The 25,612-nt window shown below is 48.3% G+C and carries 26 protein-coding genes; 23 read left to right on the top strand and 3 right to left on the bottom strand.

Going from position 1 to position 25,612, the window contains the following annotated elements; genetic code table 11:
• Window positions 1-35 precede the first annotated feature (35 nt).
• The 4 genes from AC58QM_RS24805 to AC58QM_RS24790 are packed head-to-tail and all read left to right on the top strand — an operon-like array spanning window position 36 to window position 5,876.
• Window positions 36-1,730, top strand: a complete 1,695-nt coding sequence (locus AC58QM_RS24805) for a permuted SH3 domain-containing protein (RefSeq protein ID WP_497287514.1) — start codon at window positions 36-38, stop codon at window positions 1,728-1,730.
• Window positions 1,731-1,763: 33 nt separating this feature from the next.
• Window positions 1,764-2,489: an ABC transporter ATP-binding protein gene (locus AC58QM_RS24800; protein ID WP_497287513.1), complete on the top strand. Its 726-nt coding sequence runs from the start codon at window positions 1,764-1,766 to the stop codon at window positions 2,487-2,489.
• Window positions 2,486-3,661 carry an ABC transporter permease gene (locus tag AC58QM_RS24795; RefSeq protein WP_497287512.1) on the top strand — a complete coding sequence of 392 codons (1,176 nt, stop codon included), beginning with the start codon at window positions 2,486-2,488 and terminating at the stop codon, window positions 3,659-3,661. The genes AC58QM_RS24800 and AC58QM_RS24795 overlap by 4 nt, the downstream gene beginning before the upstream one ends.
• 19 nt (window positions 3,662-3,680) lie before the next feature.
• The gene (locus tag AC58QM_RS24790; RefSeq protein ID WP_497287511.1) at window positions 3,681-5,876 is read left to right on the top strand and encodes a hypothetical protein; all 2,196 of its coding nucleotides are present in this window, start codon (window positions 3,681-3,683) and stop codon (window positions 5,874-5,876) included.
• Window positions 5,877-6,031: 155 nt separating this feature from the next.
• On the opposite strand, the gene AC58QM_RS24785 is transcribed toward AC58QM_RS24790, so the two are convergent.
• Window positions 6,032-7,036: a metallophosphoesterase family protein gene (locus AC58QM_RS24785; RefSeq protein ID WP_497287510.1), complete on the bottom strand. Its 1,005-nt coding sequence runs from the start codon at window positions 7,034-7,036 to the stop codon at window positions 6,032-6,034.
• A gap of 395 nt (window positions 7,037-7,431) precedes the next feature.
• On the opposite strand from AC58QM_RS24785, the gene AC58QM_RS24780 reads away from it, so the two are divergent.
• The 3 genes from AC58QM_RS24780 to AC58QM_RS24770 are packed head-to-tail and all read left to right on the top strand — an operon-like array spanning window position 7,432 to window position 9,364.
• Window positions 7,432-7,788, top strand: a complete 357-nt coding sequence (locus tag AC58QM_RS24780; protein WP_497287734.1) for a GntR family transcriptional regulator — start codon at window positions 7,432-7,434, stop codon at window positions 7,786-7,788.
• The gene (locus tag AC58QM_RS24775) at window positions 7,788-8,684 is read left to right on the top strand and encodes an ABC transporter ATP-binding protein (protein WP_497287509.1); all 897 of its coding nucleotides are present in this window, start codon (window positions 7,788-7,790) and stop codon (window positions 8,682-8,684) included. The genes AC58QM_RS24780 and AC58QM_RS24775 overlap by 1 nt, the downstream gene beginning before the upstream one ends.
• Window positions 8,681-9,364, top strand: a complete 684-nt coding sequence (locus AC58QM_RS24770; protein WP_497287508.1) for a hypothetical protein — start codon at window positions 8,681-8,683, stop codon at window positions 9,362-9,364. Before AC58QM_RS24775 ends, AC58QM_RS24770 begins: the two co-directional genes overlap by 4 nt.
• Before the next feature lie 62 nt (window positions 9,365-9,426).
• Here the strand turns inward: AC58QM_RS24770 and AC58QM_RS24765 are convergent, their stop codons facing one another.
• A complete protein-coding gene (locus AC58QM_RS24765; protein WP_497287507.1) occupies window positions 9,427-9,963 on the bottom strand; it encodes an SRPBCC family protein in 537 nt (178 codons plus the stop codon).
• 50 nt (window positions 9,964-10,013) lie between these two features.
• Complete coding sequence (locus AC58QM_RS24760; RefSeq protein ID WP_497287506.1) at window positions 10,014-10,349, bottom strand: ArsR/SmtB family transcription factor; 336 nt, start codon at window positions 10,347-10,349, stop codon at window positions 10,014-10,016.
• A gap of 280 nt (window positions 10,350-10,629) precedes the next feature.
• On the opposite strand from AC58QM_RS24760, the gene AC58QM_RS24755 reads away from it, so the two are divergent.
• The 16 genes from AC58QM_RS24755 to nadE all read left to right on the top strand — a co-directional run bounded on the left by AC58QM_RS24755 (window position 10,630) and on the right by nadE (window position 25,591).
• The gene (locus tag AC58QM_RS24755) at window positions 10,630-11,334 is read left to right on the top strand and encodes a 3D domain-containing protein (protein ID WP_497287505.1); all 705 of its coding nucleotides are present in this window, start codon (window positions 10,630-10,632) and stop codon (window positions 11,332-11,334) included.
• 225 nt (window positions 11,335-11,559) lie between these two features.
• Window positions 11,560-11,856, top strand: a complete 297-nt coding sequence (locus AC58QM_RS24750) for a LiaF transmembrane domain-containing protein (RefSeq protein ID WP_497287504.1) — start codon at window positions 11,560-11,562, stop codon at window positions 11,854-11,856.
• 50 nt (window positions 11,857-11,906) lie between these two features.
• Window positions 11,907-12,602 (top strand): PspA/IM30 family protein, encoded by a 696-nt coding sequence (locus AC58QM_RS24745; protein ID WP_497287503.1) that lies wholly within the window; start codon window positions 11,907-11,909, stop codon window positions 12,600-12,602.
• On the top strand, window positions 12,571-13,065 hold the full coding sequence (locus AC58QM_RS24740; RefSeq protein ID WP_497287502.1) for a PspC domain-containing protein: 495 nt from the start codon (window positions 12,571-12,573) through the stop codon (window positions 13,063-13,065). The genes AC58QM_RS24745 and AC58QM_RS24740 overlap by 32 nt, the downstream gene beginning before the upstream one ends.
• Window positions 13,066-13,068: 3 nt before the next feature.
• Window positions 13,069-13,755 (top strand): PspA/IM30 family protein, encoded by a 687-nt coding sequence (locus AC58QM_RS24735; RefSeq protein ID WP_497287501.1) that lies wholly within the window; start codon window positions 13,069-13,071, stop codon window positions 13,753-13,755.
• Between the two features lie 540 nt (window positions 13,756-14,295).
• Window positions 14,296-15,798 carry a sugar ABC transporter ATP-binding protein gene (locus tag AC58QM_RS24730; RefSeq protein ID WP_497287500.1) on the top strand — a complete coding sequence of 501 codons (1,503 nt, stop codon included), beginning with the start codon at window positions 14,296-14,298 and terminating at the stop codon, window positions 15,796-15,798.
• A gap of 10 nt (window positions 15,799-15,808) precedes the next feature.
• Window positions 15,809-16,816, top strand: coding sequence for an ABC transporter permease (locus AC58QM_RS24725; protein WP_497287499.1), 1,008 nt, complete (start codon window positions 15,809-15,811; stop codon window positions 16,814-16,816).
• 103 nt (window positions 16,817-16,919) lie between these two features.
• The gene (locus tag AC58QM_RS24720) at window positions 16,920-17,882 is read left to right on the top strand and encodes an ABC transporter substrate-binding protein (RefSeq protein ID WP_497287733.1); all 963 of its coding nucleotides are present in this window, start codon (window positions 16,920-16,922) and stop codon (window positions 17,880-17,882) included.
• A 104-nt stretch (window positions 17,883-17,986) separates the two neighbouring features.
• Window positions 17,987-19,603, top strand: coding sequence for a response regulator (locus tag AC58QM_RS24715; RefSeq protein ID WP_497287498.1), 1,617 nt, complete (start codon window positions 17,987-17,989; stop codon window positions 19,601-19,603).
• Window positions 19,600-21,402, top strand: a complete 1,803-nt coding sequence (locus AC58QM_RS24710; RefSeq protein WP_497287497.1) for a cache domain-containing sensor histidine kinase — start codon at window positions 19,600-19,602, stop codon at window positions 21,400-21,402. Before AC58QM_RS24715 ends, AC58QM_RS24710 begins: the two co-directional genes overlap by 4 nt.
• A 15-nt stretch (window positions 21,403-21,417) precedes the next feature.
• Window positions 21,418-22,398, top strand: coding sequence for a substrate-binding domain-containing protein (locus tag AC58QM_RS24705; RefSeq protein WP_497287496.1), 981 nt, complete (start codon window positions 21,418-21,420; stop codon window positions 22,396-22,398).
• 133 nt (window positions 22,399-22,531) lie between these two features.
• Window positions 22,532-23,257 carry a hypothetical protein gene (locus AC58QM_RS24700; RefSeq protein ID WP_497287495.1) on the top strand — a complete coding sequence of 242 codons (726 nt, stop codon included), beginning with the start codon at window positions 22,532-22,534 and terminating at the stop codon, window positions 23,255-23,257.
• 74 nt (window positions 23,258-23,331) lie between these two features.
• Window positions 23,332-23,457, top strand: a complete 126-nt coding sequence (locus AC58QM_RS24695; protein WP_497287494.1) for a hypothetical protein — start codon at window positions 23,332-23,334, stop codon at window positions 23,455-23,457.
• Window positions 23,454-23,846: a DUF3905 domain-containing protein gene (locus AC58QM_RS24690; protein WP_497287493.1), complete on the top strand. Its 393-nt coding sequence runs from the start codon at window positions 23,454-23,456 to the stop codon at window positions 23,844-23,846. Before AC58QM_RS24695 ends, AC58QM_RS24690 begins: the two co-directional genes overlap by 4 nt.
• A gap of 126 nt (window positions 23,847-23,972) precedes the next feature.
• Complete coding sequence (locus tag AC58QM_RS24685) at window positions 23,973-24,410, top strand: BrxA/BrxB family bacilliredoxin (protein WP_028555397.1); 438 nt, start codon at window positions 23,973-23,975, stop codon at window positions 24,408-24,410.
• A 371-nt stretch (window positions 24,411-24,781) separates the two neighbouring features.
• Window positions 24,782-25,591, top strand: a complete 810-nt coding sequence (gene nadE, locus AC58QM_RS24680) for an NAD(+) synthase (protein WP_056617478.1) — start codon at window positions 24,782-24,784, stop codon at window positions 25,589-25,591.
• Window positions 25,592-25,612 lie beyond the last annotated feature (21 nt).

Below are 25,612 nucleotides of genomic sequence, written 5' to 3'. Positions count from 1 at the left end.
AGTGTCTGGGTAAACCGTGAGAGGGGTTATGACGGATGAAAGTAGGCAATAAGAAAAGGTGGCTCATTGTAGCCCTAGCGGCCATCCTATGTGGGGCAGGTACTTATTATTATGTACATAATAAGACAAAGCCAGCGGCAGCGGCGACGCAACAAACAACGATGAAAGTGACCAAAGGAGCTATCTCAATGGCTGTCTCGGGTACCTCCCAATTGGACGCTAAGGATAAACAAAACATTGTGATTCCAATTGAGGGGATCATTAAAACCATGAATTTAACCCAGAATCAAGCTGTCAAAAAAGGCGATGTGCTCGTCGAGCTTTCTGTCCCGTCAACGGAAACGAACCTGAAGGAAGCACAAGTGAGCTTGCAGCAGTTAGAGAGTGATCTAAGCGAGCTGCAGTCTGAGCAAGGAAATATGAGCGTATCCGCTCCGATGTCGGGCAAGATTACGTTGAATGCTAATTTTGATGTTGGCAGTCAAGTGAATAAAACGACAAAGATCGGTACGATTTCAGATACAACGCAGTTTAAGGTGAAGTTGCCATTCTCGCTGCAAGAGGCTGTGCAATTGAAAAAAGGCGATCCCGTGGAGCTGAGCGTGGATGGGTACTTGTTATCCAAAGTTGGAACGGTGGATACGATTGGCCATGAAATTAGTGCAGACGCAAATGGGAATAAAGTGGTGCTTGTTGATGTACTGGTCGATAATGATGGCACGCTTTCGGCGGGGCTAAAAGTTAAAGGCAGCATTGGCAGCGGTGCTACCAAGGTAGAGTCATCCGATCAGGCTGCGCTCGCCTATGTGCGTACAGCTTCGATTTTCTCTGAAGCCAGCGGTACGGTGAAGACGCTGAAATTCAAAGATGGCGATACGATTAAACAAGGTGATCTGATTGTGACACTTTTTAATGATGATATTCAAAAGAATATTGTCGCCAAACAATCAGCGATTGATAGTCAGAAAATCCGTGTCAGCGATGCTCAGCAAAAGGTAGATCAATTGACGATCAAAGCACCGTTTGATGGCGTGTTCTCGGCGGATTTTGCCAATAGTAAAAATAATGTCCTACGAAATTATCCAGTTGGCGCGCAAATAAATGCGAACACAACACTTGGCGCAGTAGCAAGCTTAAGTACGATGCAACTCGCAATTGCAGTGGATGAGCTCGATCTAACCAGCGTGAAAGTTGGACAGAAGGTTAACGTCAAGGTAGATGCCATTGCAGGAAAGACGTTCACAGGTGAAGTCACTTCCGTCTCCAATGTGGGTACGACGACGAACGGTGTAACGACCTATGATGCGGTTGTGGCGATTCCGAATACAGCACAGAATGATCTGAAATATGCAATGACAGCGACGGCTGAAATCCTCATCCAAGATAAGAAGGATATTCTCGTTCTTCCGATTCAAGTGGTGACGACAACAAGAGGCAAGTCGACGGTTACAGTGAAGAAGGCCGATGGTACTACGGAAGAGCGGGAGTTAAAAGTAGGTATACGAAGCAAAACACAAGTTGAAGTACTTGATGGGGTAAAAGAAGGCGAAGAGGTTGTCATGCCGGTGCGCAGAGCGACAACGACGAATCAACAACAGCAAGGCTTCCCTGGTGGTGCGGGTGGTTTCCAAGGCGGAGCAGGCGGATTCCCGGGTGGAGGCGCTGGTGGAGCAGGCGGCGGTGGTTTCCAAGGTGGCGGCGCAGGTGGCGGCGGCGGCGGCCGACAATAAGGAGCAAACCTCGCTCGGAAAGGAGCTAATGGGATGAATATCATTGAGCTAAATGAAATAACGAAGAGCTACACCCGTGGGGCTGAGGAATTGCAGATTTTGCGTGGCATTACGCTGCATATTGCGGAAGGCGATTTTGTTGCCATTATTGGTCCCAGCGGATCGGGGAAATCGACGTTGATGAATACGATAGGGCTGCTCGACAGCCCTTCATCAGGATCTTATACATTGGATGGCGTAGCAACGGAGAAAATGTCAGACAACGGACTTGCTTCACTGCGCAATCGGAAGATCGGTTTTATTTTTCAACAGTTTAACTTGTTGCCTAGGCTGACAGCGATGGAGAACGTGGAGTTGCCGATGATTTATGCGGGTATTCCTCCTAAGCAACGGAAAGAACAGGCGAAAAAGATGCTGGCGAAGCTAGGGATGGGAGAACGCGGACATCACAAGCCGAGTGAACTTTCAGGCGGACAACAGCAGCGGGTTGCGATCGCGCGAGCGTTGGCGATCTCCCCTTCGCTGATTCTTGCGGATGAGCCGACAGGTGCCCTGGATTCGAAGACAGGCATCGAGGTGCTCGAGTTAATTAAAGAGTTAAATCAGCAAGGGAATACGATCGTATTAATCACCCATGATCATCACATTGCAGATAATGCGAAGCGCGTAGTGGCATTGCGAGATGGTGAAATCGTCAGTGATATCCGCAATGATGCTTGGTCGGTTGAAGTGCCTAAGCTTGAGGAGGCGCATTCATGAGAATTTGGGAACTATTCCAGATGGCGATGGCCACGATTCGTTCCAATCCGCTTCGAACTATTTTGACTATGTTGGGCGTTATTATTGGCGTTGCATCCGTGATCACGCTCGTGTCGATCGGTCAGGGGACATCTAAAGCTATCGAGAAGCAGTATGAAGGACTGGGAACGAATCTCCTGACGGTCAATTTGATGGGAAACGGGCGAGCTACACAATTGAATTACGATGAGTTCATGACCCTGGAGGGCACAGCGGGTATCTCGTCGATTGCACCCACGATGACACAGAATAGCTCTATTAAATTCGACCGCACAACAGAGAGCTACAATGTGATCGGAACGAATGACCGTTATTTGGAGCTGCAAAAAGGGAAGATGGCCAGCGGACGTTTCCTCGCTCAGGCAGATTTGGATTTCCGCAATCATGTTGCGGTTATCGGGAGTGAAGTGGCTGCGAAGTTTTTTGGCAAGGAAGATCCGATCGACGAAGAAATTAATGTGAAAGGCTACATGTACACGATTATCGGTGTTCTTCAAACGAAGGGCTCCAATACGAGCGGAACTTCGTTGGATAGCTCCGTGTTAGTGCCGTTGCCTACGATGAGCCGGGACTTTAAATTGGGTAACATCCGGACAGCATACGTGGAAGCATCCTCAGGCGACATGGTGTCACGTGCACAGCTTGCAGTAGAGGCTTACTTATATCAGAAGTTTAAAAGCACGACAGGCTACAATATTTTGAACTCGTCTGAGCTCATTAGCGCAAGACAAACGGCGTCTAGCACGCTGACTAACCAATTGGTAGCTGTCGCTGCGATTTCCTTGCTCGTAGGCGGGATCGGGATTATGAATATTATGCTCGTCACCGTGAGTGAGCGAACAAGGGAGATCGGTATTCGGAAGTCGATTGGGGCGAAGCGGAGGAATATTCTGCTGCAATTCCTAGTCGAAGCTACCTTGATTAGCGGGATGGGCGGTTTGATCGGTTTGCTGGTCGGGGTCGCTTTATCTCTGGCCTGGCCGTATATGAATCCAAGCCAAGAGACGAGTTTATCGATCAACGTAGGGCTTTACGCATTTTTATTCTCAGCACTTGTTGGTGTCATTTTCGGTTTATATCCAGCCAATAAAGCATCGAAATTAAAACCTATCGACGCTCTGCGTTACGATTAGGAAACAGGAGGTTTGTACCATGATTCGTCAACTAACATCAATCTCAATGAAACAAACAAGCCTGGCAGTGCTGCTGACAGGAAGCTTAATGGCTGCCTCATGGGCAGCTCCGGCACCTTCCGCACATGCCGCAAATGAGGGCGTTTTTATCTCGAATGACTCTTATTTTATGTTAAATAAAGCGACACTTTCGTCGTCATCCTTGCAATTTTCAGTGCTGTTCCATAATGGGGAAAATCAGACGCTTGATTTTAACAAGTATGGCGTACGTGTAACAGATGGTGCTGGCCATAGCTATACAGCTAATTTGAGTGAGAAGAAGAGCGGCCTTGTGAGTGGCGGAAAAGAAGAGAGCTTTCGATTCTACGCAAATTTACCTGCTGGTGAAAATGCCGCTGATCTGCAAGTCGATGTATTCCGCTGGGATTACAATAAATCAGATTTCATGAATCATCTCGGTGAGCTGCCGGTGTCCTCTGTCATCCAAGATGGGCAGCAGGAAGCAACTGAGGAAATCATTAGCTTACGCACGCTAGACAGCACACTCGCGAGTGATGCATCCCTTGCTTTCCAGCTAGGCCAGAGCGTACGTGTGACGGAGAATGGCAAGTGGTACATGTATACACAGGTAGCAGCGAAAAACTTAGGCTCTAGCAGTGTGAAGGTGCCGGCAAATCTGCTTGTACGGCTAGTGGATGCTAACGGCTTGAAATACACCGGGGCGGTTGCGAGTGGGGCGGATACGGCTATTTTGCCGAATCAGTCCGATACGTTGACGCTTAAAACGCTCATTTCGAAAGGTATGCCGACCAGTGGATTGAGTTTGGAATATTATTACTTAAACCAAACGGAAGATGTCTCCCTGGGGACCATGAGTATGAATTCGTCGCTGAATACGGTAGCCTTGGGTACGAAAACAAGCTATGCTGGACAGCAAGATGGCGAGCATGTAACAGCGAAGGCAAGCTCCTCTACGTATTCAATTCAAGCGGATGGTGTCCACGTTCAGACTGTGGTTACACTGAGCAATGATGGGGAAGTCGTCGCACCTGTGCCTTCATTGACGGCCTCCTACCAATTCGGTGACTCCGGATCATCTGTGTCATCGTCAGATAATAGTGCGCGCAACGGATTTTTGGCGCCGAAGGAGACGGCGACCTATTACTTCAATGCGACATTGCCAACGGGCGTGGATCCAAATACGACACAGCTCGTGCTGTGGCAGAAAGCTTCCGCGGGCACGGGCAGTACAGCGGGAAGCGGGACGACCGGTACTACGGGAAGTGGGACAACTGGTAATACAGGAAACGGATCAACGACGGGTAACAGTGCAGGAACGACTGGAAGCGGGTCAACGACAACAACAGGACAACAACCTGTGGCTGTGTTCTTGCTCAAAGGTGCGAGTGAAGCCCAAAACGGCTTTACCACAGCGGTCGACTATGAGCTTGGAACCAAGCTTGTTCTGGGCAGCAGTGTCGTGAACCCTAATCTCGATGTATCACTCGTTGAGCTTCATGCTCATGAGAATGATGATCTCGGTTACAAAACCGCGATTGCCAAATACAAAATTACTAACAATGGCACGAGCACACTCGCGCTGCCTGAGCTTCAGAATGAGCTCATTGATAATAAAGGCAACGCCTACACAGGATCTCGCCAAAGTGCGGCTGCTACACAAATCACGCCAGGCAGTTCTTATGTAGTAAGCTATTCCTACTTGCTGCCTAATAAGGGTACTGAAGATGAGGATCAATCTTTTGCGCTGAATGTGTATGACAATAAGTCCGTATCTGAAGGCAGTGTGTCCGCAGGGACATTCAAAGTTGCTATGCAGGAAGCAGAGACAGGCGATACCATTGCGATTTATCCATTCTCGCTTAAAATCAATGACAGCTCGATTGGATGGACGTATAGCGGCGGAAATTATTCGTATGTGCTCAGTTTAGACATGGATATTACCCACGAGGATCAAGTTATTGTGGATTCGAACTTCTCCGGTATCCAATTCGAGATGGTGGATTCCCTAGGTCGTATTGTGGGTACACAAGATGCTGCTCTAATGGGCACAGCTAAATTAACGAGCGGCAGCCAAAAGGTAACCATATCTGGCTTGAAGAACGAGCAAGTGAGTTCCGGCATCGTCGTCAATATGTATGAAGTGATCGACACGCCGAATGGTACAGCGAAGCGTCTGTTGAAGCAATTTAAGTAATAGAGAACAGCCTAACCCCGGTTTTATTGGGGTGGGCTGTTTTTGCGTTGTGGAACGTACATTAGTTCGATTGTAGATGGCTATGGCAATAAGAAAGAGACCGTTCCTATTTGGAAGGATCTCTTTGCATACAAGAAGGATAGTGTTCGATCGTTCTACTTCACGTCATACCCCTTGGCGATGGATGGCTCGATCCAACGCTTTTCAGTATGCTCGCGGCGCAGAATGACGACGCGTTCCGGGAAGACGTCGACGATCAAGCTCTGGCTGAGCGACTGTGTCTCGGGCTCGTTCTTGGCGCTCCATACCTCGCGGATGGAGGCGCTGGAAGCGGCAAGAAACTTCAGCTGCTTCACTTGGCTGGTCGTTTCAACGTTCCAGTGGGTGTGCCCACTGAACAATATGACGTTCGGGTGCGCGTCCAGCAGCGCACGCAGTTCCTTGTGCTGGACGACGCCCAGCTCCAGATCTGTTCCATCCAGCGTGCTAGGCAGCGGCTGATGGAGGAACACAAACACGGGCTTGCTGGCATCCGCCGAGCCCGCCGCTGTGAGCCGCTCGCGCAGCCAGCTGAGCTGCGCGGGAGAGAGGTACGCATCCTCGCCAATGGATGCGTCAACGTCCCTGTACGCTTCCCCGCTAAGGAACAGGAAGCGGTAGCCCTCCACGACAAGCTCGTGATACGGCTTGTCGTAACCCATCATGCGGTCGAATAATGCGACAGCATCACGACTTTTCCACGAAGGATTCATCTTCGCGTAATCCATTTTGCCATCCGGCTTGCGCCACACGCCGTAGTAGTCGTGATTGCCCATGGTTGCCTGCACAGGGGCATGGGGCTGGTGGCTTAGCAGCGCCAATAAGCTGCGATAATCGCTCTCACTGCCATTCGTGAGATCACCGTTCAAGACAAGCAGCTTGCTGTCTGGGCGCAGCTCATGGTGATCCGCGAGCGCTTGCCGCAGAAGCAGCTGAGAAGAGGAATCCGACGATATGATATGAACGTCGCTCATCACCGAGAAGGAAAACAACGGCGCAGCGGTTTGCGCTTCGGCTTGTGTGGCAGCAGGTTGTGCTTCTGTTTGTGCAGTTGCGGTTTGCGGTTCCGCTTGTGCAGTGGTTTGTGGCTCAGCTTGTCCAGCAGCAGTTTGCGACGCCATATGCACAGCAGCATGCTGGGATGCGCGAGTAGACTTTATTCCTTCCCCTACAGGGTTGAGCAATGCTAACCCCAACAAAACAACCAAACTACTCCGTATGATGATAGATAGAAACATAGAAACCCTACCTTCCAATAAGTGTGTCGTTATGCGCTTTTTCTTTTCTATGTCTTTAACCAGCTCTTCTTTTATTCAACCAATTCTTGACCCTTGATCTTGACCTCGATCGGCTCCCACCCCACGCCCTACTGGTATTCCCCTGCAAAAAAGAAATTATTTAACTACCCAAATTTTGTAATTCGCTTGACTTCGATGTTGTTTGGTTGTATGGTTAATTACATGAGTAACTAACCAATGTAGCAACGAAAGCGGTGGTGAGAATTGTGGGATTAATAATGGACGATAGCCGCCCGATTTTTGTGCAAATCGCAGAGCAGATTGAGGATGACATTATCGAATCACGCATGCCGGAAGAATCGCAGGTACCTTCTACGAATCAATTTGCAGCCTTTTATCAGATCAATCCGGCAACGGCAGCGAAGGGTGTTAACCTGCTAGTGGACCAAGGGATTCTATACAAGAAGCGTGGAATTGGCATGTTTGTAGCGGAGGGAGCGCGAGTCAAGCTGATGGAGAAGCGTAAAGAGCAATTTTATGAGCAATATGTGGTGACGATGGTGAGGGAAGCTGAGAAGCTGGGTATCACGTTAGAGCAATTGACGGAAATGGTGCGGAGAGGGGAGAAAGCATAATGACGAACGTAGTTGAGGTAAAAGGACTTACAAAGTCCTATGGCAAAGTGACCGCTGTGGATCAGGTAAGCTTCAAGATTGAAGCGAATAAAATCTATGGGTTACTCGGCAGAAACGGCGCTGGCAAAACGACTATCATGCATATGATCTCCGCACAGCAATTTGCGACTAGTGGTGAGCTTACGGTGTTTGGCGAGGAGCCTTTTGAGAATAGTCGAGTGTTGAATCAGATTTGTTTTATTAAAGAGAGCCAGAAATATCCGGAAACGTTTCGTATTGTTGATGTGATGGCAGTGGCCAAATCCCTTTACCCGAACTGGGACGAAGCTTATGCTAACGAGTTAATCGAAGATTTCAGACTTCCGATCAAAAGGAAAATAAAAAAACTGTCCCGAGGCATGCTGTCCTCTGTAGGGATTGTAGTAGGGCTTGCAAGCCGCGCGCCATTAACGATTTTCGATGAACCCTATCTGGGTTTGGACGCGGTAGCTCGTGTGCTTTTCTACGATCGCTTGCTGGCTGATTACGCAGAATACCCACGTACAGTCATTCTTTCTACACATCTGATTGATGAAGTAAGTCGTTTGCTGGAGCATGTGCTCGTCATCGACAACGGGAAGTTAATTCTCAATGAGGATGCAGACGCATTACGCGGCCGAGCTTGTACGGTGTCTGGTTTGAAATCAGCGGTAGATGCGTTCACTCGGGGGAAAGAAGTATTAGAGCGATCCGCAATTGGTTCTGCTGCAACAGCGACCATCATAGGCACTCTTTCTGTGCAAGATCGCAGATACGCAGAGGAGCTAGGATTGGAATTTGCTGCTGTATCCATCCAACAGCTTATCGTTTATCTGACACGCACACAAGTGGCGGGAAAGGGGGCTGAATCTTTATGAATCGAGTCAACCAAGTAGTAAAGATGCATCTAAGGAACAAGTTCACGTGGTTTCTGGTTCCATGGGCCATTTTGGGCGCTAATTTTCTGATCAATGCTGTAATTGCAACCTCATTGAATGACGGTGAAGTAGTGAATACGGGTGCGATTGCTTCCATCTTTGTGTACACATTGATAACTGGCACGCTAACGCTTAAAGAAACGTTCCCATTTGCCATCGGTCTTAGTATTCGCAGAAAGGATTATTTCTTCGGTACAGCTTTGACTGTTCTGCTAGTAAACACGATCTCAGGGCTTGCCATAACCATTCTTTCCGCCATTGAGCAAGCAACGGATGGTTGGTATGTGAAATTACATTTATTTGAATTAGGCTTTCTGAAAGATCTACCGTTCATTGGTATACTGGGGATTAATATCATCCTGTTGATCAATTTGTATTTCCTCGGATTTACTATTTCTAGCTTGCATCGCCGTTTTGGCGGCATGTCCATGTACATCTTCTTTACAGCGGCGCTGCTAATAGGAACGATCATATCCTATACGATGACGCATTTCGGACTATGGGCTGATATTGCCCATTGGGTAGCAAATAACTATATGGACTTGTTCTGGTGGATGATTCCGATGGTTGGCGTCTACTTGATCATTTCCTACGGATTGCTGCGCAGAGCTGCTGTGTAAATAGCAAAAGAGCCCAAGAAGATAAAACTTCTGAGGGCTCTTTTTTCGTATCATGCTTTGAATTAACCAGTGATTTTCGCCAAGTAGTCGTCCAATTGATTGAACGTCCCGCCAAAGCCTTGCTCCATAGAACCTTTCATAGAAGCGAAGAAATTCAGTTCTTCTTCTGTTGCGTTGATTGGGCCACCGCTCATCGTAACAATGGTTTTGCCATCTTCTTCAACGAACGATAGGTTATTCATAATCTCCAATGGGAATACGGGGCTGAAAGGTGCGCGAATGACATTGCCCTCTGCATCAGCAAAAGAGCTAGCATAGGACAGCTTCTCAGGCGCAGCCACTTCGTGGTAAACAAATTTGCCAAACATTTCGAATCCTTCAGGTGACTTCATACCGTAGTGGAAGCTTCCGCCTGGGCGAACGTCTAGGGAAATAACCGTCAGGGCCATGCCTGTTGGTCCCCACCATGCTGCTAAATGTTCAGGTTGCGTCCACACTTGGAATACAAGCTCGCGAGGGGCGTTAATAAGGCGTGTAATTACCAATTCTGAGCCATCATTTTTCATTTCATATTTGTATGCTGCGTTTTCTTGTGTCATTTTGTTATTCCTCCATTTTTTTAAATGTTGTGTGTGATCTGATCAGGCAATTATTCCGAATCAGTCGGTTTGCTTTCTTTCGCTTGCAACGCCTCTAGATAAGCTTCCAATCGGTCAAATTGCGTTTCCCATAGACGTCGGAAGGAACCTAGCCAGGTTTCAATAGCTTGAAGGGACTGCGGCCGCAGTTTGTAGACCCTTCGATTGGCTATCGGTTGTACCTCTACAAGTCCCGCCTCGCTAAGTACGCGCAAATGCTTGGAAACCTGCGGCTGGCTAAGGCCGAGCCGGTTGGCAATTTCCCCTACGGTCAGGGGACCATCTCGCAAGAGCTCAACGATGTGTAAGCGATTTGGTTCGGCAAGGGCACTGAATATCGTGTTCATGCACTCAATATACCTTGAATGGAATATTCCTGTCAAGGAATATTCAAATAGAAAAGTATTTGGATTCGGCTCGTTTCCGCTCATACTATTGGCGAGTGTTTCATTCCACAGGTTAACTATCGTAAACATAACGAGCTCAAAATATACAAAATACGGATCGCTCTCTCTCGTAATTACTCTAGCTATCTATCATTAATTTCATAGGAAAGGTATAGAAAGTCTGCTTTTAGCCGAGTCTAGTAGCTATACTCTATTAACTTTTCAAGGAGGAGCTATAGCTATGATGTTTCGTAAAATATGTATGTCGACCTTATCCCTAATCTTGCTGTTTGGACTGTGGTTTATGCAAACGAAAGCCTATTCTTATCCGACGAGTGATGAAGATGTTGACATGTCGCCTGTCTATGTTGCATCTGTGAGTGGAAGCCAATCTACTTCGATAGATGAAACTCCTGCCGCAGAAGTGGCGCAGGCTACGACAGCTTACAAAGTAAGCCGAGGAGATACCCTTTTCAAAATAGCAAAAAGCTTTGATATCGCCGTGGATGATCTCATTGCTGCCAATGCAATCTCGAATCCAAACCAACTGACGATCGGACAAAGTCTGACGATTCCTTTAGTCGCTGTAGGTTCTGGATCATCGGAGGGACAGCCGAAAATTATTAAAAAAGTGATCAATACAACGCTAACCGCGTACACTGCAGGATTTGAATCAACTGGCAAAAAAGCGTCTCACCCTACATACGGCATCACCTATAGTGGAATTAAAGCCAAAGAAGGACGTACGATTGCCGTGGATCCAGCGGTTATTCCATTAGGATCTACAGTGTTCATCGAAGGCATCGGCATTCGGAAAGCAGAGGATATCGGGTCAGCGATTCGCGGCTCAAGAATTGATGTCTTCATGAATGATTTGGGCCAAGCACAAGAGTTTGGTGTGAAAAAGAACGTAAAGGTCTACGTGTTAGATAAGGAAATCGCGTAAGGTTGAATGCGATGGATAGGGGAGTTGCCAGCTGGCAGCTCCTTTTTGCCATGCTGCCAGACTTGGTAGAGGAGGAATACTTGTCTATCAAGGGTCGTAGTCCCACCCCGACTAAGGTCTAGGAGCAAATACCGTCCACGGTCCGTTTTGGAAAGCTGCGATTTTACCTAGAATAAAGACATGAAGAAGACGACGACAAACAACGAAAGGCGGTGACGAAAAACGATGAAAAGAAACACAGGGTTAGCCGCTCTGCTAATCGCATTCGGCGCACTGATTTTATTCAATAAGCTAGGTTTTCACTTAGGAGACTTTATTGGTTCGGTGATGGGATTTGTGATTCCCCTCATTATGGTTGGACTGGGTTACCTAGGGATTAAGAACGATAAGAAAATAGGATGGGTAATTGCCGGAATCGGAATTATCATTCTAGTAAGTAAGCTAGCGGGTTGGATCATTATCCTTCTGGCAATCGGGTTAATCGGTTATGGATTTTCCATGTTAAAAGGAAGAACAGCTTGATGTAAGCAAGTAAAGAATCGAATACAGAGTGTGAAAAAGGTGGAGTGAAGATGAGCCTATTTAGGCGGATGAGAGATATAACCGTGGCAACGTTGAATGAGCATTTGGAGAAGTCGGAAGATCCAGTACGCTTGATTGACCAATACTTAGTAGCCCAGCGTGAGCAGCTTGTACAGTCAGAAAGATTGTATCAGCAATGCGTAAGTCATGCAGCATCACTTCGGCAGCAATATTTAACGGCACTTGAAACGAAAGAAAAGCGTGAGCATCAAGCGCTGCTGGCTTTGAAGGCTGGCGAAGAACATATGGCACGAATCGTACTGCAAGAGAAGTTGCAGGCCGAAGAGAAAAGCGTGCAATACCATGAACTTTATGAGCAGGCGAAGCAGTCCATCCTTGAGCTAGATGAGGAGCTGCAACAACTGAAAGCAGATTACAAAGAAGTCGCAGACAAACGAAGCTACTACTTGGCCCGTATGGAGTCCGCTCGCTTGCAGCAGAGAATGCATGCTCGCAGCAGTGTCACACAAGATGGGGCACCGCGGATGTTCGGCCGATTGGAAGAGCGCGTATCCGATATGGAGCTGCACGCCAGAACGCTTCGCGATGTTAGGAAGATGGGTCGCGAAAGTTTCTACAGTGGGGGAAATCCAGCTGTAGATGCGGAAATGGAAGCACTTCGCAATAGACTGAAACAGGAGGGAATACAGGATCATGAACAAACTATACCGCTCACGAAGAGATAAGAAATTAACGGGCCTATGCGGGGGACTTGCAGAAGCCATGAATGTAGATGTCACACTATTACGTTTACTAGTCGTGATCACCACGTTTTTCACCGGAGGGACCGTCATTTTCATCTACTTTGTAGCGGCGATTGTTATTCCGAAGGAACCTGGGTTTGATCAGCCCCCATTTGATCCCTATGCAAGTTCGTATGGTCGTCAAAACTATTCAGGGGGAGCATGGAATCATAAATCCCATAACCACCATAACCACCAAAATCTCCATAATCATCATAACCACCGCCAAGGGCAACAGCCGACTAGCAAATATGCTTCGTATGAAGCTAGCGAACCAACGAATAACATCGATGAGATGATGAAAGACATTGAGAAGAAAGCACTGCAAAGAGAAGTAGATGAACTAAGAGCCAAAGTTGCTCGCTATGAAAAACAAACATTGGATAGTAAAAAAGGAGACGTGTAAACCATGGGAGTATTCACAAGAATGAAAGATATGACAAAAGCATCTATTCACGAGGTATTAGATAAAATTGAGGATCCGATCGTTATGTTGAACCAATACCTTCGCGATATGGAGCAAGAAATTGCGCAAGCTGAGGTAACAGTTGCACGCCAAATCGCAAGTGAGCGCAAGCTGAAGCAGCGCCTTGAGGAATCCGTTCGCCTAGTAGCTGACCGTGAAGCGAAAGCTTCCGCAGCAATTAAAAACGGCCAAGAAGCGATTGCTCGCCAAGCGGTTGAAGAAAAGCTGTACCACGAAGATAAAATTGTTGAATACACAGATCTACATGCTTCTGCGAAAGCACATGCAGATGAGTTGACACAACAATTGCACGAGATGAAAGATGAATTCTACAAAATGCGCAACAAACGCAACGAGCTTGTATCTCGCGCTCAATTGGCTAAAGCTAAGAAACAAATGGCACAAGTGTCCTACAACGGTGTGATCGAAAGCGGCAACGCGTCCCGCGGCTTCCAACGCATGGAAGAAAAGATCATCCAGCTTGAAGTTGAAGCTGAGATCGCTCGCAAGCCATACGTACCAGCTGGTGGGGTGGGCAGCTACACGCCGATAGACACAGCGAAGCAAGCCAAAGTGGATGAGCAGCTGAACCTGCTCAAAGAAAAATTGAATGGTCAAGCTGGCGAATAGCAGCTAGATAGAGTTGAAAGCCCCTCCTGGTGAGGGGCTTTTTGGTGTTGAGGGGGATCGTGCCCTTCCTAAGATCGTGTATCTCGCCCCGACCGAGTCGACGGCTCCGCACCCCGCCCCCCGCACCCCGCACCCCGCACCCGAACCCCTACCCTTAACCCGCACCAACTCCCCCATGTTCATTGGATAAATCCAATGGAACACGCTTAAAAGTAGCCAAATGTTGAATTTGATTGGACAAATCCAGTCTAATCGAGCATTAAGGTCCTTTTAGAGCGATTTGAGGCCGTACCTACTGGATAAATCCAATGTAGTAGCGATTTTGCCGATCAAATCGCAGAAAACAATGTATTTATCCAATGAACGAGTTTGCGCTTATCCCACCTAACCGTGATGAATTCATCACTCCCCCATCAGACTGAATCAGAAGATTTTCAACGTTTTTGAAGAGATTTATCGACTCTCATTCCAGCGTCTGGCAGGTAGAATGAACACATGAACAAGCGACATGATGAACTGGGGGACGAGGAGAGATAGACGATGAGTGAAGAAGTTTTGCTCAGGATGGAAGGAATTGAGAAGCATTTTCCTGGTGTACATGCGCTGCATCAATGCCAGCTGTCTTTAGCTGCCGGTGAGGTACATGCGCTAGTCGGCGAGAATGGGGCGGGGAAATCGACCCTATTGAAGATTGCCACAGGTGTGTACCAGAAGGATGAAGGACGTATCTTCATCAAAGGTCGTGAAGTGAATCTCCCTCATACGAGAGCAGCGCAACTGCTGGGGATATCGATGATTCACCAAGAGTTGAATCTGATGCCGGATTTGACGATCGCACAGAATATTTTCATCGGCCGCGAGCCGAGACATAGCATCAAACTATTCATCGATGAGCGAAAGCTGAACGAGCAAGCGCAGCTGCTCTTAGATCAGATGAATCTACAGCTGGATCCGCGAACATTGGTGGCGGATTTGACGGTTGCCAAGCAGCAGATGGTGGAGATCGCGAAGGCGTTATCTTTTCAATCCGAGGTGCTGATTATGGATGAGCCGACAGCAGCGCTCACGCACGCAGAGATCGAGGAGCTGTTTCGCATCATTAACCAGCTCCGCAACCGCGGTGTGGGAATCGTCTACATCTCTCACCGAATGGAAGAGCTGAAACGCATTAGCGACCGTATCACCGTCATGCGTGACGGCCGCTATATCGATACGGTGCAGACGCAGTCGACATCCATCGATCAGATTATCTCGATGATGGTAGGGCGCGAGCTTTACGTTAGCCCGAATCAACAGCTCACCAACAGCTCACCCACCAAGGTGCTGGAGGTAACCAAGCTAAACCGCGGCTCAGCAGTGAAGGACGTGTCCTTCCATCTCGCCAAAGGCGAGATCCTCGGCTTCGCCGGCCTCATGGGAGCGGGACGCACGGAGGTGGCGCGGGCCATTTTTGGCGCAGACGCTATCGACTCCGGAGACATCCGCATCCACGGACAGCAGGTTCGCATCCAAGCGCCGCATGACGCGGTAAGGCATGGCATCGGCTACTTGTCCGAGGACCGCAAGCGCTACGGGCTCATGGTGGAGATGGATGTGAAGATGAACATCGCACTCGCCTCTTATCGTAAAGCGCGGCGACTCGGCTGGATGCAAGACAGCGTCATCGGCGAGAAAGCACAGCACTATGTGGAAGCGCTTCAAATCAAAACGCCGACCATTCACCAACAAGTAAAATTCCTATCCGGCGGCAACCAACAGAAGGTGGTTATTGGCAAATGGCTGCTGCGGGACTGCGACATTCTCATTTTCGATGAACCCACGAGAGGCATTGATGTAGGCGCTAAAACGGAGATCTACAAGCTGCTCGATGATCTTGCGTCACAGGGGAAATCGATCATCATGATCTCCTCGGAGCTGCCTGAGATATTACGCATGAGCCATCGCATCATGGTCATGTGCGAAGGTCGCATCACGGGTGAACTCTCGCAGCAAGAAGCCACACAGGAAGCTATTATGAAATTTGCTACAATGCGGATCAGTTAGGAGGAGTCCCATGTCAACACGGCTTGCACATGCTTACAAAAAAACAATCCCCAACCTATCCAAACAAAGCGGGGCTGCACAGAAGCTGTTGGCGTTCGCCAGCTTGATCATGCTCGTACTCATTTTCTCCTTATCGTCGAGCAACTTCTTTCAATTCGATAATCTTGTCGCGATCATGCTTTCAACCGCCGTTATTGGCGTTCTAGCCTTGGGCTCGACGTTCGTCATCATTACCTCCGGAATCGACTTAGCCGTTGGAACGGTGATGACATTCTCAGCCGTAATGGCTGGTGTGATCATCACGACGTGGCAGCTGCCGATGCCGCTCGGCATCCTAGGCGGCATTCTCGCCGGAGCGATCTGCGGTCTCATTAGCGGGCTGCTTGTAGCTAAAATGAAAATTCCTCCCTTTATCGCAACGCTCGCCATGATGATGGTGACGAAGGGATTATCGCTTGTCATATCGGGAACGAAGCCGATTTATTTTAACGATACACCGGCATTCGCGAAGATTTCGATGGGCTCCGTGATCAGTGATATGTTTCCCGGGGTGGAAATCCCTAACGCGATTCTCATCTTCTTCGGAGCTGCGATTATTGCCAGTATTATTTTGACCAAAACAATTATCGGTCGCTACAACTTTGCGCTTGGCAGCAACGAAGAGTCTACCCGGTTGTCTGGCGTCAATGTGGACTATTGGAAAATCGTCATATACACCCTGACAGGTGTGTTCAGTGGGATTGCCGGCATCATGATGGCCTCCCGTCTCAACTCTGCACAGCCAGCGCTTGGCTCAGGTTATGAGCTCGAAGCCATCGCAGCCGTGGTCATTGGGGGGACGTCGCTCAGCGGGGGTAAGGGTTCCATTCTTGGAACCGTCATCGGTGCCTTGATCATGAGTGTGTTGACGAATGGACTTCGTATTTTATCCGTGAAGCAGGAGTGGCAGACCGTCATTGTTGGGATCGTCATTGTACTGGCGGTTTACGCAGACATGATGCGCCGCCGCAAGAAATAACCTTGGTATTCACTCCGCATGGAGTCCTATACAACCAAAATTGAGAAGCAAGGGGCGAGGTACAGTGCGAAATCGGACAAAGAAATTTGCTGTCGCATCATCTTTGATATTGCTGTCAGCCATTTTATTAAGTGCATGCAGTTCTACAACAAAAACAGCGACATCCACAGCCGGAACAACGACAACCGTCAAGTCGGATAAAATCTATATTCCAGTCATCTCCAAGGGCTTCCAGCATCAGTTCTGGCAAGCGGTTAAGCAAGGCGCAGAGAAAGCGGCGAAAGAATTCAACGTCGAGATTACGTTTGAAGGTCCTGAGACGGAAACACAGGTGGATAAACAAATTGAGATGCTGCAAGCTGCTCTGGGCAAAAAGCCGCAGGCCATCGCGTTCGCTGCCCTGGACAGTAAAGCGGCGACGCCGCTGCTCGAGAAGGCGAAAGCAAGCAAAATCCCGATCATCGGCTTCGACTCCGGTGTGGATAGCGACATTCCGGTAACGACGGCCGCTACGGACAATAAGGCTGCCGCTGCCCTAGCTGCGGACAAAATGGCTGCACTTATCGGCAATGAAGGCGAAATCGCTCTCGTCGTGCATGACCAAACGAGCCGTACAGGGATTGATCGTCGAGATGGCTTCACGAATCAGATCAAAGCCAAGTATCCGAACATCAAAATCGTCGATACCCAATACGGCGGTGGCGATCAGCTCAAATCCACTGACTTAGCGAAAGCGATTGTTCAAGCGCATCCGAATATCAAGGGCTTCTTCGGTGCCAATGAAGGATCAGCTATTGGTGTACTGAATGCTGTGACAGAGCTGAAGAAAGATAAAATCGTGGTCATTGGTTACGATTCCGGCAAACAACAAATGGATGCCATCCGCAGCGGTAAAATGGCTGGCGCGATTACGCAAGATCCGATAGGCATCGGTTACTGGTCCGTGAAAGCAGCTGTGCAAGCGATCAAAGGTGAAACGGTTGCCAAGAACATCGATACCGGCTTCCACTGGTATGACAAAACGAACATCGATGCAGCGGATATCAAGCCGCTCCTATATGAGTAAGATCAATGAGGCTAGCCCCTAGGGCAGCCTCTATTGTCAGTTACTGGGACTGCTGTGTACAATACACATAGAGCCTAATTCGATTTCGTCAGAGGTGAATCCAGATGTACACAATCATCATGATAGATGATGAGGATGAAGTCAGAGAAGGCATCAAGAAGAAAACAAACTGGGAAGCTTGCGGCTTCCAGCTGGTTGGCGACTATGATAATGGCCGGGACGCTTATGAAGCGGTTGAGCGCTTGCAGCCAGATGTCGTTATCACGGATATTAACATGCCGTTCATGGACGGACTTCAGCTCACGGAGCGGATTGTCGCGAAGTATCGCACCATCAAAGTCGTTATTGTAACCGGTTACGAAGATTTTGACTATGCGAAGCAAGCGATCAAGCTGAAGGTCAAAGACTATTTGCTGAAGCCGATCAATAGTGCAGAATTTACAGAATTCCTTCAGAAGCTATGCCTCGAGCTGGATGAGGAACGTAAGCAGCGTGAGGACATCACGTTCCTTCGCCATCAATTTCAAGAGAGCATGCCTCTGCTGCGCGAACGGTTTTTGGAGCGGTTGGTCACGTCCGGCATGCGGAAAGATGAGGTCGAGCGGAAGCTGCCGATGTTTGGCTTGCACTTTGAGGGTGCCGGACATACAGTCCTAGCACTCGACATAGATGACTTTGGGAGAGAGCTGTACAGCGACCAGGTGGCCGAAGAGGAGCTACTGCGATTTGCGGCATATAATATTTTGCACGAAATTGTAGAGAAGGAGCACGGCGGTACGGTATTCCGAACCCGTGATGATAAGCTTGTTGGACTCGTTTCCGGTGCTGAGGACCAGGTCGAGGTGATCTGTCAAACCCTGGCTGAACAAGGCAGATATAGCATAGAGAAATATTTGGGCATGACTGTCACGGTAGGCATTAGCCGCATGTATAAGGGACTGCAAGAGTTGCCGAAGGCTTTTCAAGAAGCGCTTACGGCATTGGATTACCGTTTTATGCTGGGAAATAATCGCATCATCGCCATTGGGGATATGGAGTTCGGGAGCAGTCTAGATAATACGAGCTATTTACGTATAGAGAAAAGATTGATTGCAGCGATCAAAACAGGTGAAAAGACGGCCATCACCAACACGCTGTACGAGTGGATCGAGGATTTGAAGAAATCGGCATGTCCGATGGAATCTTGCTACGGCAAACTGCACAAACTGCTCGTCGCCCTGATGAATGCTGGAGTGGAGACGGGGTTGGATGAAGGTGATGTGTTGGGCGATCATTCGTTCATGGAACTCTACACACGCAAAACGTTAGATGATGTGCGGCTATGGTTGGAGGTCATTTGTTTAGCATTCGTTGATCGGCTGGCAGAGAAGCGTACCCATGTGTCAGGCGCGCAGTTGGAGGCGGCGGTTGGCTATATCCATGAACATTATGCTGATGAGCACCTTTCGCTGCAGCAGGTATGCAATCATATTTATATGAGCATGAGTTACTTCAGCGCCTTGTTTAAGCCGCATACGGGGGAGACATTCGTTGAGTATGTGACCCGATACCGGTTGGACAAAGCCAAGGAAATGCTAGCGACCACACAGCTGAAAACGTATGAACTTGCAGCGCGGGTAGGTTATGGTGATCCGCAGTATTTTAGTGTCATTTTCAAAAGACATACGGGCATGACCCCGAAGGAGTTCAGAGCCGCCAACAAGGCTGGGCTGAACATATGAGACGTATGAGAAGTCTAATTCGATCCTTTCAATTCAAAAGCATACATACGAAGTTCGCGTTGGCCTTTTCTTGTTTAATTTTATGCACAACCGTTATTCTCAGCTATAGCGCCTATCGCCTCTCAACCGTTGCTGTAACGGATGCCTCGCTGACGTATACGAACCAATTGATCGAGCAAGTGAATAAGAACATCCAGACTTACATCGGCAATATGGAGAGCATTTCTACCCTTTCTTTGAGCAATACAGACCTGAAGCAGTATCTTTCTTTGAAAAATCCGCAGGATGTCGAAGCACAGCAGCTTAAACGTCAGATCAGCAGCTATTTTAGCACGATCGTTGCATCGCGAAATGATATCGCTTCCATTGTGTTCATCGGTTCTAATGGCGCCATAGTATCGGATCGGGTTTCACCTGAATTTAAGCCCTATGCGGAGCTGATTTCACAGGAATGGTACACGAAAGCGAGCAGGAGCAAGGGGGATATCGTCATTTCCTCCTCCCATGTGCAGCATGTGTATCAAGATGAATATAAATGGGTTGTTTCGATCTCGAAACAGATGCCAAGTCCTGGGCCTGGCGGCGCAAGCGGGGTGCTGCTCGTTGACCTGAACTTTAACCTTATTAATGACTTATGCAATCAAATTCAGTTGGGACAGCGAGGGTACGTATTCATTCTCGATCAGAGTGGCGATCTCATCTATCATCCGCAGCAGCAATTGCTGTATTCGGGCTTGAAATCTGAAGATATCCGCGCATTGATGCAGGCCAAGGATAGCACGTTCGAAACGGTGGCAACGGATGAAAATAAGATCTATACCGTGCGCACAACGAGCTTTGGTTGGAAAATGATTGGCGTAACCTACGCCGGTGACCTCAGCGGGAACAAAAAAGAGATGCAGCTGACGTCCGCCATGTGGGGCGGTATTGCGCTTATTATTGCGTTGGCGATTTCGATTTGGCTGTCGATCACGTTGACCAAACCGATTAAACAGCTTGAAGTGCATATGAAGCAGGTTGAAAAAGGGAACTTCGACATCCGTGTCGATGTGGAAGGCGCTAACGAGATCAGTAAGCTGTCACGCACGTTCAATCTGATGATTAGCAAAATCAAAGAGCTCATGAGCCAGACGGTGCTGGATCAAGAGGTCAAGCGGATTAGCGAACTGAAGGCTTTGCAAGCGCAGATTCAGCCTCATTTTCTATATAACACGCTGGATTCGATTATTTGGATGGCTGAGATGGGGAAAGTGGGAGATGTCGTGACCATGACCTCTGCCTTATCGAAGCTGCTGCGTTCGAGCATTAGCAAGGGGGAAGAACTCGTTCCCATTCGTGTAGAGCTGGCCCATATTGAGAATTACTTAACGATACAAAATATCCGTTACCGCAATAAATTTACGTACGACATTGAGGTGGACGCGGAGCTGTTGGAGGATCGTAGTTTGAAAATTGTTCTGCAGCCGCTAGTGGAAAATGCGATCTATCATGGTATGAAACATTTGGCAGAGTGCGGGCATATTCGGATAACTGGGCGGAAGCGGGACGGTGTCATCGAATTGAAGGTCATGGATAACGGTGTTGGCATGAGCGAGGAGCAGTTGAAAGCTGTCAGACAGAAGACGACGCATCAATCGCAATCAGGCAAAGGTTTCGGTTTGCAAAATGTCAATCACCGCATTCAGTTATACTTTGGCGAGCTGTACGGATTGCAATTCGAAAGCGAACTGGAGGAGGGGACGACAGTCACGATTACGTTTCCTGCCATTCCGCCCGTTCCGGATCAAGGTGAAGGCTAGAAGTGGGGTGTTAGTTTGAAAATTAGCGTGAGTGCTGTTGTGATTATGCTTGCAGTTGCCGTTATTTTGGGCTCGGGATACCTAATCTTCACGAACCATTTCGGTACAAAGAACCATGCCATTATTGTGATACCGAAGACAATTGATCCGCATGTAGAGTTCTGGCAGGTGTTGAATCAAGGCGTATTTGCCGCCGCGAAAGAGTACAATGCCGAAATTAAGATCATGGGAACGGCATCGGAATCACAAATCGACGAACAGATTAAGCTTGTAGAACAAGCGATAGCGGAGAAACCGAAGGCCATCGTACTGGCGGCGACAGATTACAACCGGTTAGTTCCAGTAGCTCGACGAGCTATAGATGCAGGGATTACACTGATCACGGTGGATTCGGGGCTTGCTGGCGGTGTTTCAGAGAGCTTCATTGCAACGGATAATTATGCGGCAGGACGCAAGGCTGTGGAGACGATGAAGGGCTATGTGCAGGGGCCAGCCACTTATGCCATAGTCAGCTTTGTGAAAACCTCGAATACCCAGATGGATCGTGAGAATGGCGTGCGGGATAGTCTAAAAGGCGATGCGTCTGTTCAATTGTTAGACACGCTGTATAGTAATGGATCTGAGGATAAAGCCTATGAGCAGACGAAGGAGCTCCTGCGGGGGCGCACAGATATTAAGGGGATTTTTGGATTGAATGAGCCATCCACGATGGGCGCGGCGCGCGCGCTGAAGGAGTTGGATCCCGACCGCACGATTAAACTTGTCGGCTTTGACAGTTCCATGAATGAAATTTCCTTCCTCGAGGCGGGAATCCTGCAGGGGACGATTGTTCAGAAGCCTTTTAACATGGGATATCTCGCTGTCAAAACCGCACTCCAAGCACATCGTGGCGAAAAGGTCAAAGCGATGATGGATACGGGCTCTGAGGTTATCACGAAGGATAATATGTATACGAACGAGAATCAGAAGCTGTTGTTTCCTTTTGTCGGGAAATAGTAGGGTGACGACGAGTTTAGACAAAGGTTCGCGCACTTCTGCAAAATTTCCCAGGAAATAGTAAGCGTTTTGTCGAAAGTTAAGTATGTTAATGATACATGACATGGAAAGGGAAAACGGAGGTCACCTACCTATGCCTGATGTGGTACAAATCGGTCCGCTGCAACTGCAGGGGAAGTTAGTCGCTTTGCTGTTGGCTTGTGTGCTCGGGTTTTGGCTCATGCGGCGTGTAGTGCGGCTTTGGAGTCGGGGAGAGATAGAAACATCAGGAGTGCCTGAAGTGTCTGAAATGCCTACTGCTCCTCAGGTAGCTGTAAAAAGAATGGATGACCTGATTTTAAATAGTGCCTTGATCGTGTTTTTTACATGGCGCTTGGGCAGTCTTCTGACGCAGCCATCCTTGCTATGGGAGAGCCCGATGAAGCTGCTTATGACAGCAGGCTCTCAAATGGAGATTGTAGTAGGTGTCGTATTAGCGTACATCTACCTAACGTATCAAGTGCGTAAGCAGGGCATCGCTTGGCGGGTGTTGCTGGATATGCTCGCTGTCGGTGCTGCATCTGCGATGTTTCTTTATGCGGCGTTGACGCCATCTTTTGGATTACCAACCCAGCTGCCTTGGGGGATTGGCGTGGAAGGTACTGTGTCGAGGTTTCATCCCTATCACGCGTACCTGGCGATCCTGCTGCTGCCGCTACTGGTGTGGCAGCAACTCTGGATAGCTCGTTCTACACGAGTTCTAGGATCAGGCAAGCTGCTGAAAAATACTTTGTTCTACGGCGGTGCAGCCGGGATGATTGCAAGTTATTTCGCGTTGGGGAACCAACCGCAGTGTATCTCACCCCTGTGCAGTTATTGAATTTGCTCATGCTGATTATTGGAATGAACCTCCCTATTTTGTCACATACTACGGGCAGAAGGGAGCTGATGGATATGAGTCAGAATGATTCCAAAACGCAAATCCAGCAAGAACAACAAAACCAAGAGCGTGATAAAAAACCTGCAAGTAAAGAGGGCTATGATAAAAAATTGGACGGCCCCAACCGCCCATCCACATGAGCGAAGATCAGAAGAAATCAGCCACCTCTTCGAAGGACCAGAGTGAGCTAGATCCTTTTGAGATCGATTTTTTGCCGCAATTTGAGCAAGGGCGAGGCCCGCGTGCACCATTCGTGAACGAGTATGGAGTGACCATCGGTGATCATGATTATGAATCCGAGAACTCCCCTCTCGAGCAATGGACATCGGATACCAACCCCGAAGTGATGGCAGGCGACCAGTGGGTGCATCCTTTTAAGGATGTTGGTTTCCAGAGCGCAGAGAATCGCGAACTATTCGAAGAAGGCATCAAGCCGCAAAGCGGTATTTTCACACATCCGGATAAAAATGTTGCCTACGAACCGGGTCAAGATATCGAGAATGGGAAAGACGATAAAGCGGAAGCCTAAACAGCTTTCGCTTTATTTCTATTTTTACCAAGAGACATTGGACTTTGCTTTCACCGCTAACGGATGTATAATAATTATAGTCATTACGTTTTAAGAGTAACTATCAAATCCTAAGGGGTGGCACATATGGCAATGTCTTTTGATTCATACATGAAAGATATGGTTAAACCGATGAGAGAAGATTTGACTCGTCTGGGTATTACGGAGCTTTTGACTCCTGAGCAAGTGGAAGAAGCAATTGAAAAATCCAAGGATGGCACGATGCTGCTTGTCGTGAACTCCGTTTGTGGCTGTGCAGCTGGTCAATGTCGTCCAGGTGTTGCAAAAGCTCTACAGAACGATACAACACCAACTTACACATACACAGTGTTTGCTGGCCAAGAGAAGGATGCTACGGCTAAAGCGCGTGAATACTTGGCACCATACCCGCCATCATCCCCATCTATCGCGTTGTTCAAGAACGGTGAGCTAGCTCACTTCATTCAACGTCACCAAATCGAAGATCGTTCCGCGGACATGATCGCTGGCGATTTGATTGGTGCTTTTGAACAATATTGCAAATAATAATTGTTAGGCATATAGAAGCCTACCTGCTGATGAGCAGGTAGGCTTTTTTATTTGTTCTTCCGGATCCCTACGTGTAGATAACTGTAAAAAGTACAGCTAATTTCTGCGTTTTCATCTGCATATGGAATTTAAATGGAAAATATACAGCTAATTTCGATTGAATCATCGGTTTTAGCTGAAATGGCTGGAATTAGCTGTAGAGAATCCATTTATTCGCTGAAAATACGCGATTGGCGTGAAATTAGATGTAGGAAATCCAGTTAATCTCATGTTCTTTCGATTACACTTTGAAATTTGAGAGCCGAAAGTCTATACTAGATCTCAAAGAAGGCATCATTCCAAAATTTAGATAAAAGGTGGAGAGTTGCATGAGTTTACAAGCTGAAATTATCGCAAAGCTCGGCGTTAAACCTGAAATTGATATTGATGAAGAGATTCGTAAACGTGTAGATTTCCTCAAAAATTACGTGCTTGGCGCGCACGCGAACGGCCTGCTGATCGCGATTAGCGGCGGTATCGATAGCGCGGTAGCGGCTGGACTATGTAAGCAAGCTACGGACGAGCTAACCGCAGAAAAAGGCAAAGAATACAAAACCGTCGGCGTGTTCCAGCCTTATGGCCAGCAAGTCGACATCGAAGATAGCTACGCTGTGGCCAAAGCCTTCGATTTGAAATATCAAATCGAAAACAACATCGAAGAGTCCGTCGACGAGATTGCCATCGAAGTCGAGTACGGACTCAAGCATATCGGCGTTCACCAGCATGTGAGCCGCGGCGGTAAAGGGAACATCAAGGCACGGACGCGCATGGTCATGCAGTATGCCTTGGCTTTTGAACTGGGCTTGATCGTCGTGGGCACGGATCATGCCTCCGAGGCAGTCACCGGCTTCTATACGAAGTACGGCGACGGTGCCGTTGACATTACGCCGCTGAGCACGCTGAACAAGCGCCAAGTGCGCTCGCTCGCTGCGAAGATCGGCGTACCGCAAAGCGTGCTGGACAAAGCTCCAACAGCCGGCCTTTGGGACGGGCAAACAGACGAGGACGAGCTAGGCATCACCTACGGTGATAATAGCGACTATCTCGAAGGCAAGCAAATTGATCCAGCTATTCAAGAAAAGCTGGAAAAGCAATATGTGAAAACCGAGCATAAGCGTGTTCCAATCCCAGGCATTTAGGTGCTAGTAAAAAGAGACTAT

Source organism: Paenibacillus sp. J22P165 (assembly GCF_059692015.1).
This window is presented reverse-complemented; position numbering and strand designations above follow the sequence as displayed.